Origin of the sequence: Cupriavidus sp. L7L, from assembly GCF_004353535.1 — a bacterium.
Taxonomy (GTDB): domain Bacteria; phylum Pseudomonadota; class Gammaproteobacteria; order Burkholderiales; family Burkholderiaceae; genus Cupriavidus; species Cupriavidus oxalaticus_A.
In genome coordinates, this window is sequence record NZ_SMNY01000032.1 from 21,606 (window position 1) to 38,192 (window position 16,587).

At 63.4% G+C, this 16,587-nt stretch carries 16 protein-coding genes; 13 read left to right on the forward strand and 3 right to left on the reverse strand.

The genetic code is table 11. The features are described from left to right. Positions 1–226: 226 nt before the first annotated feature. Positions 227–1,321: an RNA-guided endonuclease TnpB family protein gene (locus E1J61_RS26780; RefSeq protein WP_133096961.1), complete on the reverse strand. Its 1,095-nt coding sequence runs from the start codon at positions 1,319–1,321 to the stop codon at positions 227–229. 45 nt (positions 1,322–1,366) lie between these two features. On the opposite strand from E1J61_RS26780, the gene tnpA reads away from it, so the two are divergent. The 4 genes from tnpA to E1J61_RS26800 all read left to right on the forward strand — a co-directional run bounded on the left by tnpA (position 1,367) and on the right by E1J61_RS26800 (position 5,393). Further along, entirely contained in the window at positions 1,367–1,795 is a 429-nt protein-coding gene (gene tnpA, locus E1J61_RS26785) for an IS200/IS605 family transposase (RefSeq protein ID WP_133096962.1), read from the forward strand. A gap of 61 nt (positions 1,796–1,856) precedes the next feature. Further along, complete coding sequence (locus E1J61_RS26790; RefSeq protein ID WP_133096963.1) at positions 1,857–2,423, forward strand: hypothetical protein; 567 nt, start codon at positions 1,857–1,859, stop codon at positions 2,421–2,423. A 1,004-nt stretch (positions 2,424–3,427) separates the two neighbouring features. Next, the gene (locus E1J61_RS26795) at positions 3,428–4,345 is read left to right on the forward strand and encodes a tripartite tricarboxylate transporter substrate binding protein (RefSeq protein ID WP_165971550.1); all 918 of its coding nucleotides are present in this window, start codon (positions 3,428–3,430) and stop codon (positions 4,343–4,345) included. A gap of 163 nt (positions 4,346–4,508) precedes the next feature. Then, a complete protein-coding gene (locus tag E1J61_RS26800) occupies positions 4,509–5,393 on the forward strand; it encodes an alpha/beta fold hydrolase (protein WP_133096965.1) in 885 nt (294 codons plus the stop codon). 16 nt (positions 5,394–5,409) lie between these two features. On the opposite strand, the gene E1J61_RS26805 is transcribed toward E1J61_RS26800, so the two are convergent. Then, on the reverse strand, positions 5,410–6,297 hold the full coding sequence (locus tag E1J61_RS26805; RefSeq protein ID WP_133096966.1) for a LysR family transcriptional regulator: 888 nt from the start codon (positions 6,295–6,297) through the stop codon (positions 5,410–5,412). A 214-nt stretch (positions 6,298–6,511) separates the two neighbouring features. Between E1J61_RS26805 and E1J61_RS26810 the strand changes: the two genes are divergently transcribed. Continuing rightward, positions 6,512–7,507, forward strand: a complete 996-nt coding sequence (locus tag E1J61_RS26810) for a tripartite tricarboxylate transporter substrate binding protein (RefSeq protein ID WP_133096967.1) — start codon at positions 6,512–6,514, stop codon at positions 7,505–7,507. A 29-nt stretch (positions 7,508–7,536) separates the two neighbouring features. After that, entirely contained in the window at positions 7,537–8,922 is a 1,386-nt protein-coding gene (locus E1J61_RS26815; protein WP_133096968.1) for an MmgE/PrpD family protein, read from the forward strand. 7 nt (positions 8,923–8,929) lie between these two features. Here E1J61_RS26815 and E1J61_RS26820 read toward each other — a convergent pair whose 3' ends face one another. After that, a complete protein-coding gene (locus tag E1J61_RS26820) occupies positions 8,930–9,814 on the reverse strand; it encodes a LysR substrate-binding domain-containing protein (protein WP_133096969.1) in 885 nt (294 codons plus the stop codon). Positions 9,815–10,036: 222 nt separating this feature from the next. Here E1J61_RS26820 and E1J61_RS26825 point away from each other — a divergent pair, with 222 nt between their 5' ends. The 7 genes from E1J61_RS26825 (at position 10,037) to E1J61_RS26855 (ending at position 16,571) form a co-directional block, all read left to right on the forward strand. Further along, positions 10,037–10,591, forward strand: coding sequence for a carboxymuconolactone decarboxylase family protein (locus E1J61_RS26825; protein ID WP_133096970.1), 555 nt, complete (start codon positions 10,037–10,039; stop codon positions 10,589–10,591). A gap of 43 nt (positions 10,592–10,634) precedes the next feature. Next, positions 10,635–11,435 (forward strand): SDR family NAD(P)-dependent oxidoreductase, encoded by an 801-nt coding sequence (locus tag E1J61_RS26830; protein WP_133097039.1) that lies wholly within the window; start codon positions 10,635–10,637, stop codon positions 11,433–11,435. Positions 11,436–11,480: 45 nt separating this feature from the next. Further along, positions 11,481–12,473, forward strand: coding sequence for a tripartite tricarboxylate transporter substrate binding protein (locus E1J61_RS26835; protein WP_133096971.1), 993 nt, complete (start codon positions 11,481–11,483; stop codon positions 12,471–12,473). Continuing rightward, complete coding sequence (locus E1J61_RS26840) at positions 12,473–13,312, forward strand: amidohydrolase (RefSeq protein WP_133096972.1); 840 nt, start codon at positions 12,473–12,475, stop codon at positions 13,310–13,312. Before E1J61_RS26835 ends, E1J61_RS26840 begins: the two co-directional genes overlap by 1 nt. A gap of 29 nt (positions 13,313–13,341) precedes the next feature. Beyond that, positions 13,342–14,301, forward strand: a complete 960-nt coding sequence (locus E1J61_RS26845; protein WP_133096973.1) for an SMP-30/gluconolactonase/LRE family protein — start codon at positions 13,342–13,344, stop codon at positions 14,299–14,301. A gap of 32 nt (positions 14,302–14,333) precedes the next feature. Beyond that, on the forward strand, positions 14,334–15,293 hold the full coding sequence (locus E1J61_RS26850) for a tripartite tricarboxylate transporter substrate binding protein (protein ID WP_243736990.1): 960 nt from the start codon (positions 14,334–14,336) through the stop codon (positions 15,291–15,293). Positions 15,294–15,575: 282 nt separating this feature from the next. Further along, a complete protein-coding gene (locus E1J61_RS26855) occupies positions 15,576–16,571 on the forward strand; it encodes a tripartite tricarboxylate transporter substrate binding protein (RefSeq protein WP_133096974.1) in 996 nt (331 codons plus the stop codon). Positions 16,572–16,587: the final 16 nt, after the last annotated feature.

Sequence of the window (16,587 nt, forward strand, 5' to 3'; positions counted from 1 at the left end):
TGGGGGGTGAATTGACAGTCATGGCGCCGCCCTCGCGCGACGCGCGGGCGGGCTCGCCGCGCTAGCGCACTGTTGTGGGCCGAAGACATCCCACTTCGCGATACTGGCTTGCGCCGCCTGTCCCATGTAGTTTCGGATCGTCGCAATTGGCACAATCGTCAGCCCAACAGGTCGGCCGAGCACGCCGGTCCAACAATATGCGGAACTACTTGACATCCTCTCCGGGCTAAACCCCGGAGATTCCTACTTCTAGCGCCTGATGTCCCAGGCGGGCAATGTTGCACGCGGCGTTCGTGTCGCGGTCGTGTACCGACCCGCACGAGCAACACGTCCACTGCCTTATTCCAAGTCCGGCTCTACCTTTCGGACTGCTGGGCGAGATAACGCCACAGCACGAGCACGTTTGGGTTGAAAACGCTTCGTTGATCTCTGCGAACACCACTGCCTGCCTGATGGCCTTGTACTGGAGTTGTGTCCTGAACGTCGTCCACGCGGCATCGAGCACGGACTTTGCCATACTCGTTTTTGCCACCGCTTTCGCGTTCACGTTCCCTACGAAGATTGCTGCATGTTTCCTGACCAGCGCGGTCGTTTCCTTGTGGATGGCGTCCTTGCGCTGATTCGCGATACGGGCGTGGATAGCCTTCACGCGCTTCTTCTTGCGAGCCCGTTGCGCGATACCCAACGCCGCTTCCGATTCGCGATAGAACTTCTTCGGGTTGAACGATGTGCCGTCGCTGTACGTCGCGAGCGTTTTCAGGCCAAGGTCGATACCGATGGTTGTAGCGCCGTCCGGCACGCGCTTCTCTTCGACCTGTACCTTGACGGCCACGTTGAGATACCAACGCCCGCGGGAGTCCTCGTTGAAGCTGCCCGCCCTCAGTTCGTACTTCGAGAGGCCATACGAGTCCCACAGGCCGATGCTGATGCCGTTGAAGCAGACCTGACCGTTCTTGTATGTCAGTGCCCGCGCCTTGAACGGAACCCAGCCAAGCGAGTATTTCGGGGAATTGCGGTCGCTCACGCGCCAGTTGAGGCGCTGGAGCTTGAACTGCCTGAGGCGTGTCGCAAATTCTTCGCAGACCTGCTGCTGCGTGGCCGACCCGATGGAGACGCCTTCACACTTGCTGAAGCCGTTGGTCAGCTTTTGGAGATCGAAGCCGGACAACCAGACCTTCGGGCGATTGCAGTACCGCTTGAGGCTGCGGAACTGGGTCTCGTTGCAGAAGTTCCAGACCTGATTGACGTCGCGAGCCATCGCAAGCATCGCCTTCGCGTGCTTGTCCTTGATTCGCAGTTTCAGTGTTTTGGTTGCTTCCATTCGCGCATAGTATATTTGGTCTACAAAACTACGCAAGAGCGAGAGATGGGGCGACCGCGCAAGATTGATAGCGATTTACGGCACGGGCGGCATTGCGTCTTTGTGCTACATGTCCACTTGGTATTCGTTACAAAATTTCGGCGAAACGTGTTCAGGAAAGAGCATCTAGACGCCATGCAGTTGATACTGGCGAACGTCTGCCGGGACTTCGAAGCTGAGTTGGTGGAATTCAACGGCGAGCACGACCACGTACACCTGTTGGTCAACTACCCACCGAAGGTGGCGTTGTCGAATCTCGTCGCGTCATTGAAGGGCGTTTCGTCGCGTATGCTCCGACAGCAGTTTGGAGACTTCCATCCGTGGCTTAAGCGGCGGGGCGTATTGTGGTCCCCGTCCTATTTCGCCTCGTCGTGCGGCGGTGCGCCGATAGATATCCTTCGGCAATACATTGAGGAACAACAAGCGCCCCATTAGGACGCCTGCGGCGTCCGTGCTCTTGACCCCGGACTAAACTCCGGGGCTTCCCGCACAGCTGGTGACCATCACCGGTCAAACCTCCACACTGTGGATCCTGCTAGGCGCGTATGTGCTGCCCTACATCGCCGTGGCCTCCATCGCCCTTTGCTGGCCTTCGCAATCGAGTCCGTTCGGGCTGGACTTTGCTGATACGATCCTTGCCCGCCTAGTGCCGTCGGTATCCGGCTATATCAAGAGATCACACTTCCCGCATGCCACTGCGGCCTATTTCGTGCTGTTCGCCGTCCTGTTTCTGCCTTACCTAATACTGGGGCTCCTGCGACCATTGGACGTGCTTTATTTCGGTTCCGTCAGGCGCATGGACGCCTACAAACGCGAATACCAGGCAAGGTCCGGGCTGACCCGCACCATCGCGTTGCTCTTCTGCCCCGCGGCAATCTGGGTTGCCTGGATGCAGCCCGGCTATCAGTTTGGCCTGTTGCCTGTCCACGAGGCGCGCTGGGCGTTGGCAATCGGCGGTCCGCTTCTCGGCTTTTACACGATGTCCTACTTCATATTGCTCGGCATTGTCATGAGCGTCCGATTCTGGCCGGCATTCAGGATTCCCCGCCAACCGCTGACCTGATCTGAAACGTCGATCATTACCCTTCAACCTAGGGTCTTGTGCGGCACGCAGCGTCGACGCTGCTCGTCCCACCGCGCCCTGCGCCGCACGGCCGTTGTCGACTCAGGTCTTTCGGCTCAACGGTAACCCCGTAGGCCGTAGCAGGTGCCAGAAAACCAAGTAGATGGCGAGAGGCACAGCAGCTATGTAGAGAAATCCGAGCATATAGAAAGCAGCGGCAGACGCAATGCCGCAGGTAGTCCCTGCAATGGGCCAAAGCCAATGACAACGGCGGTTCTGAATCCAACGAACGGTCATCACGGCAAGCGATACCCAGGCCAGTAGCGGCACTATCCCTAGCCAAGTTGCACGGTTGGGTGCAACTCCAGTAGAAATGGCCAACATGAGCGACGCAAGAACGGCGATGGATGCTCCGCTCCAAGATGCGATAGCAGCGGCTACACGTGTGCCTTTAACTGGTGACGATGTCGTTTGGGGCCGCATCTGCTTTCCTTGGGCGATGGTCCATCCATGGCCGGCTTTTGCCGGCCGCTCGCGGCCAAGCTCCGGCTGTCTCTGGCCGACCCGTTTGAGCCAGTCAGTTTCCGATCAGGGGTGACCGAGATGGTTCATGAAACGGACACTCAACAGCGTGCCGGATTGGGTGTCGTCGATGGCTCCCTCGGAACAACAATACTCCGCGAAGACGAATCACGGCCAGCAAGCAGCTAATCTGCTGCACACATGATTGTGTGCTTAAGCGCCCGCACTCTGTATGAGAGGATGAGTGTTGCACGGCCGGTTGGAGATCGCTCATATCGTGATGGTCGAACGCCTTCCGCTTCTCGGCTGCGTCATCAATAGCGCAGCGGAATCATTGTCTTTCCGAATCGGTATTGGCCTTGAGTCTCCAACCTTGCGATCATTGTCTCCTGCATTACCGACTTAAATAAACAGGAGACACCACCATGGCAGGATGCCGAGGCCCGGTAACCACTTTTCTCGCAGGCCTTACGCTTGCCGTTGTGCCGCTTGCCGCGCTTGCGGCACCATACCCTGACAAGCCTATCCGGCTGATCGTCACCTTTGTACCCGGTGGCGGCGCAGATATCGTCGGGCGTTACATCGCCGACAAGCTATCGCGCTCCCTAGGCCAGCCGGTCATTGTCGAGAACCGGCCCGGGGCCGGCGGACAGATCGGTGCCAATGCCGGCAGGGCCTCGGCCCCTGACGGGTATACGCTGACCCTGGTTTCCTCCAGCTATACCGTCAATCCCGGCCTGTACAGCCTTAAGTACGATCCTGTGGCAGACGTGACTCCTATCGTCCAAGTATCGAAGGGGCCGCTGATCCTGGTCTCGCATGCGGATTTCGCGCCGCGCAATGTCGCGGAGATCATTTCGCTGGCGCGCGCCAAGCCCGGTGTGCTGACCTTCGCCTCCTCCGGAGCCGGCAGCGTAATCCATCTTGCGGGCGAGCGCTTCGGTGCCAATGCAAAGGTTGAGTTGCGCCATATTCCCTACAAAGGCGGCGGCGCGGCACTGAACGACGTGGTTTCCAAGCAGGTCGACTTGTACTTTGCCGCCAGCGCCAGCGCGCTGCCGTTGATCAAGGCCGGCAAGCTGAAGGCCTATGCGGTGACGTCTTCCGAGCGGCTGCCAGCGCTGCCCGCGGTACCGACGGTAGCTGAAAGCGGTGTTCCGGGCTATGACGTTACGCTCTGGTACGGCATTGTCGGTCCCAAGGGGATGCCGGCCGATATCGTCAAGCGCGTCAATGGTGAGGTGAATCGCATCCTGGCACAGCCCGAGACGGCGACAAAGTTCGCTACCGATGGCGCCGCCCCGGCCGGCGGCACGCCACAGCAGTTTGCCTCGCTAATCGGCCGCGAAGTGAAGAACTGGTCGGAGATCGTGACGAAACTCGGGATCAAGCCTGACTAAGCTAGCCAGCCTAAGCCGGCAGGAAGGCTGACCGTGTCCCCCGCCAGCCCTATAACTGTCAGTCAGATTCCATATTGGAATCTACAGGGTGGCCTCGGTACAGTAGGCCGGACAAGGTCCAGGACGCCTTTGTCCTGACCGGTACACCGAGGGAGACTAGACCATGCCAGGCAACACGGAGCAGCAAGCGAAGGCAACATCGCGCGCTGGCGACAACCAAAGCGCAATTCTGCGCTACGAAGTACCGCGCTCGGCGGCGATCTCCATCGAGGTCTATGAACTGGGTGCCGGACCGGCCATCGTCTTGCTGCCGTCGCTCGGCCGCGGCGCAACTGACATGCTGGAACTGGCCGAGCCGCTTGCTGCTGCCGGCTATCGCGTCTTCTGCCCGGAGCCGCGCGGCAATGGCCGCAGCGTCGGCCCCCTTGCCGACAAGACGTTGCACGACTGGGCAGGCGATATCGCAGCCGTGATCGAGCATGGCGGCCAGACGCCGGTCGTTATCGTCGGGCATGCCCATGGCAACTGGATCGCCCGCACCGTGGCCAGCGACCGGCCTGATTTGGTGCGCGCGCTGGTCCTGCTGGCCGGTTCGGCGGGCAAGGTGCCGAAGGACGTCGATGCCGTGCCGATTCCGCCTGAGGTACGCGCCCAGATCGAGCGTTGCGGCGATACCAGCCTGCCGGACGCGGTGCGTCTGGAAAGCCTGCGCGCGGTATTCTTCGCGCCGTGCAATGATCCTGCTCCCTGGCTGCAGGGCTGGAACACGGAGTTGATGACGATGCAGACGCTGGCGCAGAAGCGCACACCTGTAGATGACTTCTTCGCTGGCGGCAACGTGCCGATCCTTAATGTGCAGGCTGAATACGATGTGATTGCACCGCAGCGCTATGCCAATGTGTTGCGTGACTACCTCGGCGAGCGCGTGACCAACCTCACCATCCGCGATGCCGCGCATGCCTTGCTGCCGGAGCGCCTGGACGAGGTTGTGGCGGCGATCATCGACTATGTGGCTGCGCTGTCTGCGGGGCAAAGCGCGGTGGCATGAAGGCGCGTGATGCAGTTTAGTAGGCGATCGGTTCGCTCATCACTTCGCTCACGACCCGCATGACCAGATCGCTGGCCGCCTGCTCACGCCAGATTGCATAGAGCTGGATGTGGCCAGCGGTCTGGCCGATCTCACGAAACACCACGCCTGGCAGCCCGGCGCGGGCGTAAGAGCGCGGCACCAGCGCCACGCCCAGGCCGAGCTTGACCATCTGGAAGGTGGTCAGTGGATTGCGCGCCGTATGTGCGATGACGGGACTGAAGCCGGCATGCAGGCATGAGGCGATCATGCCGTCGAACAACGCCGGCGCGTGCTCACGCGAGAATGCCACCAGTGGCACACCTTCGAGGTCGCGGAGCGCCAGCGCAGGCCTGGCGGCGAGTTCGTGGCCTTCGGGCACGACGATAGTGAAATACTCGGTGAAGATCGGGGCTTTGCCGAGGCCGCTGCGCGTCGGGACCGAATGCACGATGCCGATATCGAGCTTGCCCTGCATCACGGCATGCGCCTGGTCGGCCGAGCCCATGTCGGTCACGGCGATATGCAGCCCGGGGAAACGCTCTGCCATGCGGGTCAGGATGGTGGGGAGCACATGGAAGATGCCTGACGTCACCATGCCGATCTGCAGCGTGCCGATGTCGCCGGCCGCCGTGCGCCGCGCGGTAGTCACGGCTACGCGCACTTGGTCGAGCACGGTGCGGCAGTCTGCCTGGAAGGCACGGCCCGCGTCGGTCAGGCGTACTTCCCGGCGATTGCGCACCAACAGTTCCACGCCCATCTCGTCTTCCAGTGCCTTGATTTGCTGGGAGAGCGGTGGCTGCGACATGTGCAGCCGCACCGCGGCCTTGCTGAAGTTCAACTCATCCGCGACGGTCACGAAATAGAGCAGTTGCCGGAGTTCCATGGTGCTGATTTCCTTGCGAGACAGGGCACTAGGATAGCCGCAACCAACGCAGGTAGCGCAGTGCCGTGTCATATGCCAGCCCTATAACTCATGGAGCGAAACAGTATTGGACGGTCTGCCGGCCCGTCCCTACAGTGGCCTGCATAGCGCGGTGCCATGCGGATGGAAAAGGTCCGGACGCCTTTGCAAGCGCGTAAAAACCAAGGAGACAGCCATGAACAGGACTGGCAGAACAGGGCGGCGTGCGGCGCTGGGTGTGATCGGCGCGATGGCGATAATGGTCGGATCGCAGCCGGTGGCGCTCGCGAGTGAGGCGTATCCCAATCGCCCGATCAAGATGATCATCCCTTACACCCCGGGCGGCTCGATCGATACAGTGGGGCGCCTGGTGGCTGCACAACTGCAGCGTCAGCTTGGGCAAGCGATCGTTATCGAGAACCGACCGGGTGCGTCGGGCATGATCGGGTCAGAGGCGGTGGCAAAGGCCTCGGCTGACGGCTATACGCTGCTCTTCAATGCCTCCAGCCAGGTGTACCTGCCGCTCGTCGCGAAGAACGCCCCGTACGACGCCATCAGGGATTTCACCCCGATTGCACAGGTGGGGCACGTGCCGCTGATCGTCGTCGCCAACACCAGCCTCCCCACCAGCTCGCTGCGCGACCTGGTCAAGCTGGCGAAAGCCAAGCCGCGGACCTACACCTGGGCCACCTCCGGGTTAGGCACCACCAGCCACCTGGCCGAGGAGATGATCCGCCACGCGTTCAAGCTGGAGATGGATATCGTGTCCTACAAGGGCGCCGTGCCGCAGTTGAACGACGTGATGGGCGGGCACGTGTCGGCGGCGGTGTCGCCGATGCCAGGCGCGTATCCGTTCGTCAAGGCGGGGCGGCTGAAGGTGCTGGCGGTCACCAGCAGCAAGCGTATCCCTCAGCTTCCCGGCGTGCCGACCGTTGCCGAGAGCGGCCTGCCGGGGTTTGAGCTGTTGTCGTGGTATGGGCTCTGGGGTCCAGCCAACCTGCCTGCGGACATCACCCGCAAGCTGTCGCAGGAGGTCAACAAGGCCGTGCGAGAAGCCAGCCTGAAGACGCGCTTCGAGGAGCTGGCCTTTGAAACCGTGCAGTCCACGCCTGAGCAGTTCAAGGTGGTGATCAAGGATGAGATCGACAAGGTCGCGGGTATCGTCAAGGCAGCCAGCATCCGTATCGATTGAGCGAAGGACTGGGAAGGGGACAAGCAAGCATGCATCAGCAAACGCAATCGATCGCCATCACCCGGGAGCTCGCCGGATGGATCGCCGGCATCCGCAATGCCGACCTGCCGGACGGTGTGCGGCAGGCGGTCGGCGGACTCTCCCTGGATACCTTCGGCGCCGGCCTGACCGGGCATGACGAGCCCTGGTCGCACGCCATCCGTGGCTGGGCGGAAGATGGCTACCTCGCTCCTCGCGGTGGCGGCGCACGCGCATGGGGCCGGCCGGGCCGGTCGTACCGGGCCGCCGATGCCGCGCTGGTCAATGGCGCCGCTGCACACGCCTACGAGCTGGACGACTTCCACAATGCAAAGGTCCACTTGGGCGCGGTCGTATTGCCGGCGGTCTTCGCGTTGGCGGAGACGCTAGAGGTGCCGCCCGAGCGGGTCGAGACCGCTATTGCCGTCGGCTACGAAACCATGATCCGCTGCTCACTGGCGTTGCAACCGGCGCTGGCCAGGATGAAGGGATGGCATATGACCGCCGTGTGCGCGCCGCTGGGCGCGGCAGCGGCATCGGCGGTGATGCTGGGGCTCGACGCCGGGCGCACCGCATGGGCGCTGGGTCTTGCCGGCACCCAGTCAGGCGGGCTGTTTGCCTTCGCTTGCGACGGCACGGATTCCAAGCGCTTCCATCCGGGGCGCGGCGCGCAAGCCGGCGTGATGGCTGCCGAACTGGCGGCGCGCGGCCTGACCGGCCCGAGCCAGTTGTTCGAGACCGGCGACGGCGGCTGGCTCAAGGCGTTCTCGGAGTCGCCCAGACCGGAAAGGCTGCTGGAAGGGCTGGGCAGCGACTGGCACATGCCCCGGACCAACTTCAAGCCCTATGCTTGCTGCGGCAGTGCCCATGCGCATGTCGATTGTGCGCTGCGGCTGCGTGCCAACTGGGCGGGGCAGGGACCGATTCGCGTCGGCATGCCGACTGTTGTCGATATGCAATGCGGTTACCGCTACGCGCCGGGCAGTGTGCTGAACGCACAGATGAGCGCCCGCTACGCGCTGGCGGTTGCGCTGCTGGATGGCGAGGTACTGCCGGCGCAGTTCGGGCAGGCCCGCCTGGCGGACCCGACGATCGTCGCGCTGGCCAACGAGATCGAGATCGTACGCGACATCGAACTCGACACGCTATATCCGGCCAGCTTCTGTGGCTGGGTGGAACTGATGTCGAAGAACGGCGAGCCGCTGCTTGCGTACCAGGCCAACCCGTCGGGCTCCGCGGAGAATCCGGCGCGCATGGCAGCCATCCGGGACAAGTTCCGCGCCTTGACGGCGGACGTCCTTGCGCCCGCGCAGGCGGAAATGCTGATCGACGCATTTGGCAAGCTGGCGACGACGCCGGTGCGGCACATCCTTGCCGCCGCCGAATCCGTCGCCTGAAGCCGGGCTACGCCTGCGGCACGCCGAGAGAACGCAGCGCGCGCTGCAGCACCGGCGAGCTGTTGTCGGGATTCCATATCGCGGAGTATTCGGCGATGGCGGGCTCGCCGGTGAGGTCACGCAAGGCCACGCCGGGCAGCGAAGCCTTGGCGAGCGTGGCCGGTACCAGCGCGATGCCGCGGCCCAGCCCCACCAGGCTGACCACTGACAGCAAGTGCTTGGCGTAATGCCGGATATGCGGGCTGAAGCCGGCCTGAACGCAGGTGGAGGTCACCAGGTCGAAGTACGCCGGCGCGCTGTCGCGCGGGATCGTGACAAAGGGCATCTCGGCCAGCCGCACCAGGTCGATGCGCTTGCGTTTGGCGAACGGGTGCGATGCCGGCAAAGCCACCACCAGCCGCTCCTTGTGGATGACATGGGCGCGAAGCTCGCCCGGGGGCGTGCCGATCTGCGCGAACCCCAGGTCGATGCGGTCGCGCTGCAGCGCATCGACCTGCTCGGCGGTGCTGGTCTCCTCCCAGGTGATATCGATCTCGCCGATGTCGTGCTCGAACTTTTGCACGATGCGCTCGATGTTCATGTACAGCACTGCCGCGACAAAGCCGATCCGCAGATGGCCGGTCTCGCCGTGCTCGGCCTTGCGCACCGCCTCCACGGTGGCGTCGAGCTGGTTGAGCATGCGGCGCGCTTCGCGCACCAGCGCCGAGCCGGCAGGCGTCAGCCGCACCGTGCGGCGGTTGCGATCGAAGAGCAGCACGCCGAGGTCTTCTTCGAGCTGCTGGATGTGCTTGGTCAGTGGCGGCTGCGAGATCAGCAGGCGCTGGGCGGCGCGGCCGAAGTGAAGCTCCTCGGCGAGCACGAGGAAGAGGCGGAGGGTACGGAGTTCGAGCATGGCGCGTGGACTAAGGAAGGCGGAGGACGAAGTCGACTTATTCTAGAACGGAATCAGTCTCTTCCTAAAACTGTATTGGACGCTATCGCCGCCGGCGACCAGAATAGCTTCCATCAAACCAACAATGAAGCGGAGACAGCCCGGCCGACCCCGTCGGATCGCGCCCCCATCGGTGCCCTGGCCTGCGTTCCGTTTCCAACCGTCGACACGGAGCGCAAGCGAATGGAACGCCTCAATCCACTGAAACCCGAAGAACTGACGCCCGAGCAGCAGGAAGTCCACGCGGCGATTGCCTCCGGGCCGCGCGGGCAGGTTCGCGGGCCGCTTGCGATGTGGCTGCACCGCCCAGGCCTGGCCAACCGTGCGCAGGCGCTGGGCCAGTACTGCCGCTATGACTCATCGCTGTCGCCGCGGCTGTCGGAGCTGGCCATCCTGCTGATGGCACGCACGTGGATGTCGGAATTCGAATGGTGGGCACACAAGCCCATCGCGCTGAAGGCAGGTGTGGCCGAAGACGTGGTCGAGGTGATCCGCACCGGGCGCGAGCCGGCCTTCGTCAAGGAGGATGAGCGCGTGATCCATGAGTTCCTGACCGAGCTGCATGCCACGCGCAATGTGCCGGACGAACTGTACCAGCGCGCGATGGCGGTGCTGGGCAAGGACCAGGTGGTGGACCTGGTTGGCCTGGCTGGCTACTACACGCTGATCTCGATGACCATCAATGTCTTTGGTGTCGTACCCCCGGACGGCAGCGCGCCCGAACTGGTACGCGCCTGATTTGCGTTCAAACCGTTACCCCGAAACACAAAAGGATTTCCGTATGTCTGGCCGTCTCGAAGGAAAGGTTGTCATCGTCACCGGCGCGGGTTGCGTCGGCCCCGGTTGGGGCAATGGCCGCGCCGTTGCGGTTCGCTTCGCACAGGAAGGTGCAAAGATTTTTTGCGTGGACACGAGCGCTGATGCGATGCGTGAAACGCTGGAGCGGCTGGACGCTGCAAATGCAGAGTTTGACTCGCACCTGTGCGACGTAACCGATACCGGGGCGGTCAAGGCCATGGTCGATGCCTGCGTGGCGCGCTTTGGGCGCGTGGATGTGCTCGTCAACAACGTCGGCGGCTCGGCCAAGGGTGGCCCGGTGCAGCTTAGCGAAGAAGACTGGGACCGCCAGCTCAACTTCAATCTGAAGAGTGTCTTCCTGACCTGCAAGCACGTGCTGCCGCACATGGAGCAACAGGGCGGTGGCGCCATCGTCAATACCGCGTCGACCTCAGGCATCCGCTGGACCGGTTCGGCCCAGGTCGGCTACGCCTCGGCCAAGGCGGCGATCATCCAGCTCTCGCGCGTGGTCGCGGTCGAGTACGCCAAGAAGAACATTCGCGTCAACACGGTGATCCCCGGCCAGATGCATACGCCGATGGTGGAGGCGCGCCTTGCCGGGCAACGCGCGGGCGGTGATGTCGACGCACTGCTGGCCCAGCGCCAGGCACGTATTCCGCTCGGGTTCATGGGAGATGGCCGCGATACCGCCAATGCGGCGCTGTTCCTGGCATCCGATGAAGCGCGCTTCGTCACCGGTACGGAGATCGTGGTCGACGGTGGCATGAGCGTACGCTGCGACTGAGCAGCATCAAGCGCGGAACCAGCAGGCAGAGCTTTGGAGTTGCAAATGAAATCTTCCCTTGGCATCGGACGCCGCCAGGCGCTGGGCCTTATCGCCGGCGTCATGCTCGGCACACTGGCATCCGGCGCGCACGCCGCCACGTTCCCCGACAAGCCGATTCGCCTGGTGGTGGCGTTCTCGGCGGGCGGACCGACCGACATCCTCGCCCGCGTGATTGCACGCGATATGAGCACGCGGCTGGGTCAGCAGATCATTGTCGACAACCGTCCCGGTGCCGGCGGCAATATTGCCGCAGAGTTCGTGGCGAAATCGCCGGCGGATGGCTACACCCTTCTGTACAACAGCTCGTCGATTGCGATTTCGCCGGCGCTCTTCAACAACACCAAACTCAATCCGGACCAGATCTTCGCGCCCGTCGGCTACGCCGCTACCGTGCCGCTGGTGCTGATCGTCAACGCCGACTCGCCAGTGAAGACACCGGCCGATTTCATCAAGCTGCTGAAGGCCAAACCGGCGCAGCTCAACTTCGGCTCGTCCGGTAACGGCACCATCGATCACCTGACCAGCGTGGTGTTTGCCGACAAGACCAAGACCAAGTTCAACCACGTCCCCTACAAAGGCAATGCTGCGGCACTGCCTGACCTGCTCGCCGGACGCATCGACTTCATGATGTCGGGGAGCCTGAACGCGGTGCTGCCGTTTATCAAGGAAGGCAAACTGCGCGCGGTCGCGGCTACTACCGTCAAGCGGGTTTCGGTGTTGCCGGACGTGCCGACGCTGGCTGAGTCCGTGCTGCCTGGGTTCGATTCCGGCACCTGGCAAGGCATCGTGGCGCCAAAGGGCACGCCCACGCCGGTGGTCGAACGACTCAACCGCGAGCTGAACGCCACGCTCAAGGCACCTGAGGTGGTCAAGGCGCTGCATGCGCAAGGCGCGGAGCCTACTGGCGGCACGCCTGCGCAGTACCGTGACCTGATCCACGGCGAGTACGCCCGCTGGACCAAGGTGGTGAAAGACACCGGTGCGACGGCGAACTGATGGCAGCCAGCGACGAAGCCGATATGCCCGCCTCACCGGTAGTGTGGGACTGCCACACGCATATCTACGGACCCTATGACCGGCACCCGCTGCCCGACGGTGCCGTGTATGCACCGCAGGCGGCACCGTTTGATGCCCTGCGCGCCATGCACCGCTCGATTGGCATCACGCACGGCGTAATCGTGCAGGCAGCCTGCTATGGCAGCGACCATGGCGCGCTGCTGGGTGCGCTCGATGCGGGCGAGGGCGCGTATCGCGGCATCGCCGTGATTGCCCCGGACATGGACGAGACGCTGCTGGCGCAGATGGCGGCACGGGGCGTCAAGGGCGTACGCATCGGCCTGATGAGCCATCTCGGCAATGCCTTCGATGCGGGTCGCGTGCGCGCGATTGTCGAGCGCATCCGGCCGTATGGCTGGCACGCGCTGGTCCATGGCACGCCGGGGGATGTGGTCCGGGCGGTCGAAGCCGTGGGCCATCTGGGCACCTCGCTCGTCATCGACCATATGGCGCGGGTTGCGGTCTCTGAAGCCGGGCTGGCGCGCCAACTTGACAACGTCTGCGCGTTGCTGCGCGATGAATCGGTATGGATCAAGGTCTCGGGCGTGGACCGCATCACCGCGGGTGACCTCGAGGCACCGCAGGCGCGCACCGTACTGGAGCACCTGTTGGCGGCGGCGCCCACCCGCGCGATCTGGGGCACGGACTGGCCGCATCCGAACCTGTCCTATCCGGTGCCGGACGACCGTGCGCTGCTGGGCTGGCTGCAAGTTGCGGCCGGCGATGACTCACTGCTGCGCGCCGTGTTGTCGGAGAACCCGTCCCGTCTCTACGGATAACCCTCTTTCCGGATCCTCCGGTCTGAACGATGACCATGCACTCTTTTCTTGCGCCGACCGAGCCGGTGCGCTATCCGGATGCGCGCGTCCAGGCACTGAGCCCGCGCTTCGAGAAATACCACCTGCCCCTTGCAGCGATCGATCGCATTGCCACCGGCTGCCGCTGGGCCGAAGGCCCGGTCTGGTTCGGGGATGGCCGCTACCTGCTGTGGAGCGATGTCCCGAACGACCGGATCCTGCGCTGGGATGAGGAGACCGGTAACACCAGCGTCTTCCGTAGCCCGTCAAACCATGCCAACGGCAACACCCGCGACCGGCAGGGGCGGCTGGTGACCTGCGAACATGTAGGCCGGCGCGTCACGCGCACCGAGTATGACGGCAGCACCACCGTGCTGGCGGACCGCTATGACGGAAAGCCGCTGAATTCGCCCAATGACGTGGTGGTGAAGTCGGACGGCTCGATCTGGTTCACTGATCCGCCGTTCGGCATCGCCGGCTACTACCAGGGCGAGAAGGCGACTTCGGAACTGCCGGAGCGCGTTTACCGCCTTGATCCGGTCAGCGGACGCCTCGACATCGTCGCTGATGACGTCAGCGGGCCCAATGGCCTGGCATTCTCGCCTGACGAGGAAGTGCTGTATGTGATCGAGTCGCGCACGCGGCCGCGCCGCATCCGCGCTTTCCGGGTCAGCGAAGGTGGCCAGGCGCTGGGCGACAGCCGAGTACTGGTTGACGCCGGGCCCGGCACCCCCGATGGCTTTCGCGTCGATATTGACGGCAACCTGTGGTGCGGCTGGGGCATGGGCACGCCCGAACTCGACGGCGTGCGGATCTTTGCCCCGGATGGCGAACCCCTCGGGCATATCAGCCTGCCAGAGCGCTGTGCCAACCTGTGTTTTGGCGGACGCCATCGCAACCGGCTGTTCATGGCGTCCTGTACTTCGATCTATACGCTCTATGTCAATACGCAAGGTGCGGCCGGCGGCTGACCGCCAGCACCCACAGAAGGAGGCATTGCAACATGAGAAGGACTTTCCTGAAGGGTTCGCTGGCCACGATACTGGCGGTGTCATTCGGCCAGGCGGCCATGGCCGGCGACGTGGTGCGGATGGTGGTGGCGTTCCCCGCGGGCGGGCCGGCGGACGCGCTGGCGCGCGCGATTTCCAAGCAACTGGAGACGGAACTCAAGCGCACCGTCATCATCGACAACCGGCCCGGGGCCAACGGCGCCATTGCCGTCAGCGCTGTCACCAAGGGACCGGCGGATGGTTCCGTCTTCTTCCTGACCAGTGCCGGGGCCATTGTCATCAATCCGTCCCTGTACAAGAACCTGTCGTACCGCCCTGACCGAGATTTGATGCCGGTTTCGCTGGTGGTCACCACGCCGCAGGTCCTGGTGGTACCGCTGCAGTCGAAGATCGGCTCGGCGAAGGACCTAGTGGCGCAGAGCCGGGCCGGCCGTCCGGTGTCGCTGGCGTCATCCGGCATCGGCAGCATGCCGCACATGGCGATCGAGCTGTTCAAGGCCTCGACCTCGGCGGAGTTCCTGCACGTGGCGTACAAGGGCGCGGCACCAGCTATCACCGATACGATCGGCGGACAGGTGGATGCGTTCTTCGGCGATGCCTCGGGCCTCCTGCCGTTCATCGAGGGAAAAAAACTGAAGCCTGTCGCCGTGACCACGGCCAAACGCCTGCCATACCTGCCGGACGTGCCGACGCTGGATGAAAGCGGCATCAAGGGCGTCCATGCGGAGAACTGGTACGGCATGATGGTGCCCGCCGGCACGCCGCCAAAGGTTGTGCAGACGTTGAATGAGGCCATTCGCAAGACGTTGGAGAACAAGGACGTCAAGGCCAATCTGGCAAAGATGGGCCTGACACCGGCACCGTCGACTGCTTCGGAATTTGCAGGTCAGATCCGTGCGGACGGGGACAAGTGGTCGAAGTTGATTGCGGAGCGGAACGTCAAGCCTGAGTAATGTGCTCGCCGGGTTCGGGTCCGGCGTCTGTTTGCAGTCCTCCATTCCCTCGGCTGGCGATCTGGGACTGGTTTGGGGAATAGGGTTGGCCCTGCAGAGTTTGTGCGCTCTGCAGGGCCATTTTTTTTTGCCGACAGCTTGCCGGGATCACTAATTCCATTCAGTGGAATTGGTAGGGTGTGGAATTGCCTGCCAGCGCCTAAGCTGTCTTCAACAAAGAAATACGCCCGGTGCATGCAGTCTGACGACCGCGGCGTTCCGACTCATTCCAGGAGACAAATCATGCATCTGTTCTGTACCGGCTTCTTCCGCCGGCTTGCCACGGCAGCCATCCCGCTCCTTATGGCCGCGGCAGCTCCCTTGCCTGCGCTCGCAGCCTTCCCCGAGAAGCCGATCCGCATGGTGGTGCCATTCGCCCCCGGCGGCGGCACTGACCTGGTTGCACGTGCGATGGGCATCACCATGGGCGCGGACTTAGGCCAGCCCGTCATCGTCGACAACAAGCCGGGCGGCAGCACCATTATCGGCACCGATGCGGTGGCCAAAAGCGCGCCCGACGGCTACACGCTGGTTATGGCGACGATGGCCCACGCGGTCAACCCGAGCCTGCACAAGAAATTGCCGTTCGATACGGAGAAGGCGTTCGCGCCCGTCATGCTGGTGGGCCGCTCCCCCAACGTGCTGGTGGTGAAGCCGGACAGCCCCATCAAGACCGTGCAAGACCTGATCGCGGCAGCCAGGGCCAAGCCGGGCAAGCTCAACTATGCCTCGCAAGGCGCAGGCACGTCCGCACACCTGGCCGGCGAGCTGTTCAAAAGTATGGCCAAGGTCGATATGAACCACGTTCCTTATCGCGGTGCCGGCCCGGCGATCACGGACCTGCTCGGCGGCCAGGTCGATGTGATGTTCGCCACCGCGGCTGCGGTCGCACCGCACCTGGAGAGCGGCAAGCTTCGGGCGGTGGCGGTCACGACCGCGCAGCGCTCGCAGGCGCCGGCGTTGAGCAAGGTGCCGACGATCGCGGAAAGCGGTGTTCCCAATTACGTGGCGGATAGCTGGTATGGCCTGTTCGTGCCGGCCGGCACGCCTTCGGCAGTGATTACCCGGCTGAACGCCGCGGCGAAGAAGGCCGTGCAAACCGATGCGTTCCGCAAGCGCGCCGAGCAGGAAGGACTTGCCATCAGTGGCGGCACGCCGGAGGAATTTGGCCGCTACGTCAGGGCCGAAAGCCAGCGCTGGAGCAAGGTCATCAAGGACGCGAACATCACGGCCGACTGAGCGCTGCAAGCGTAGA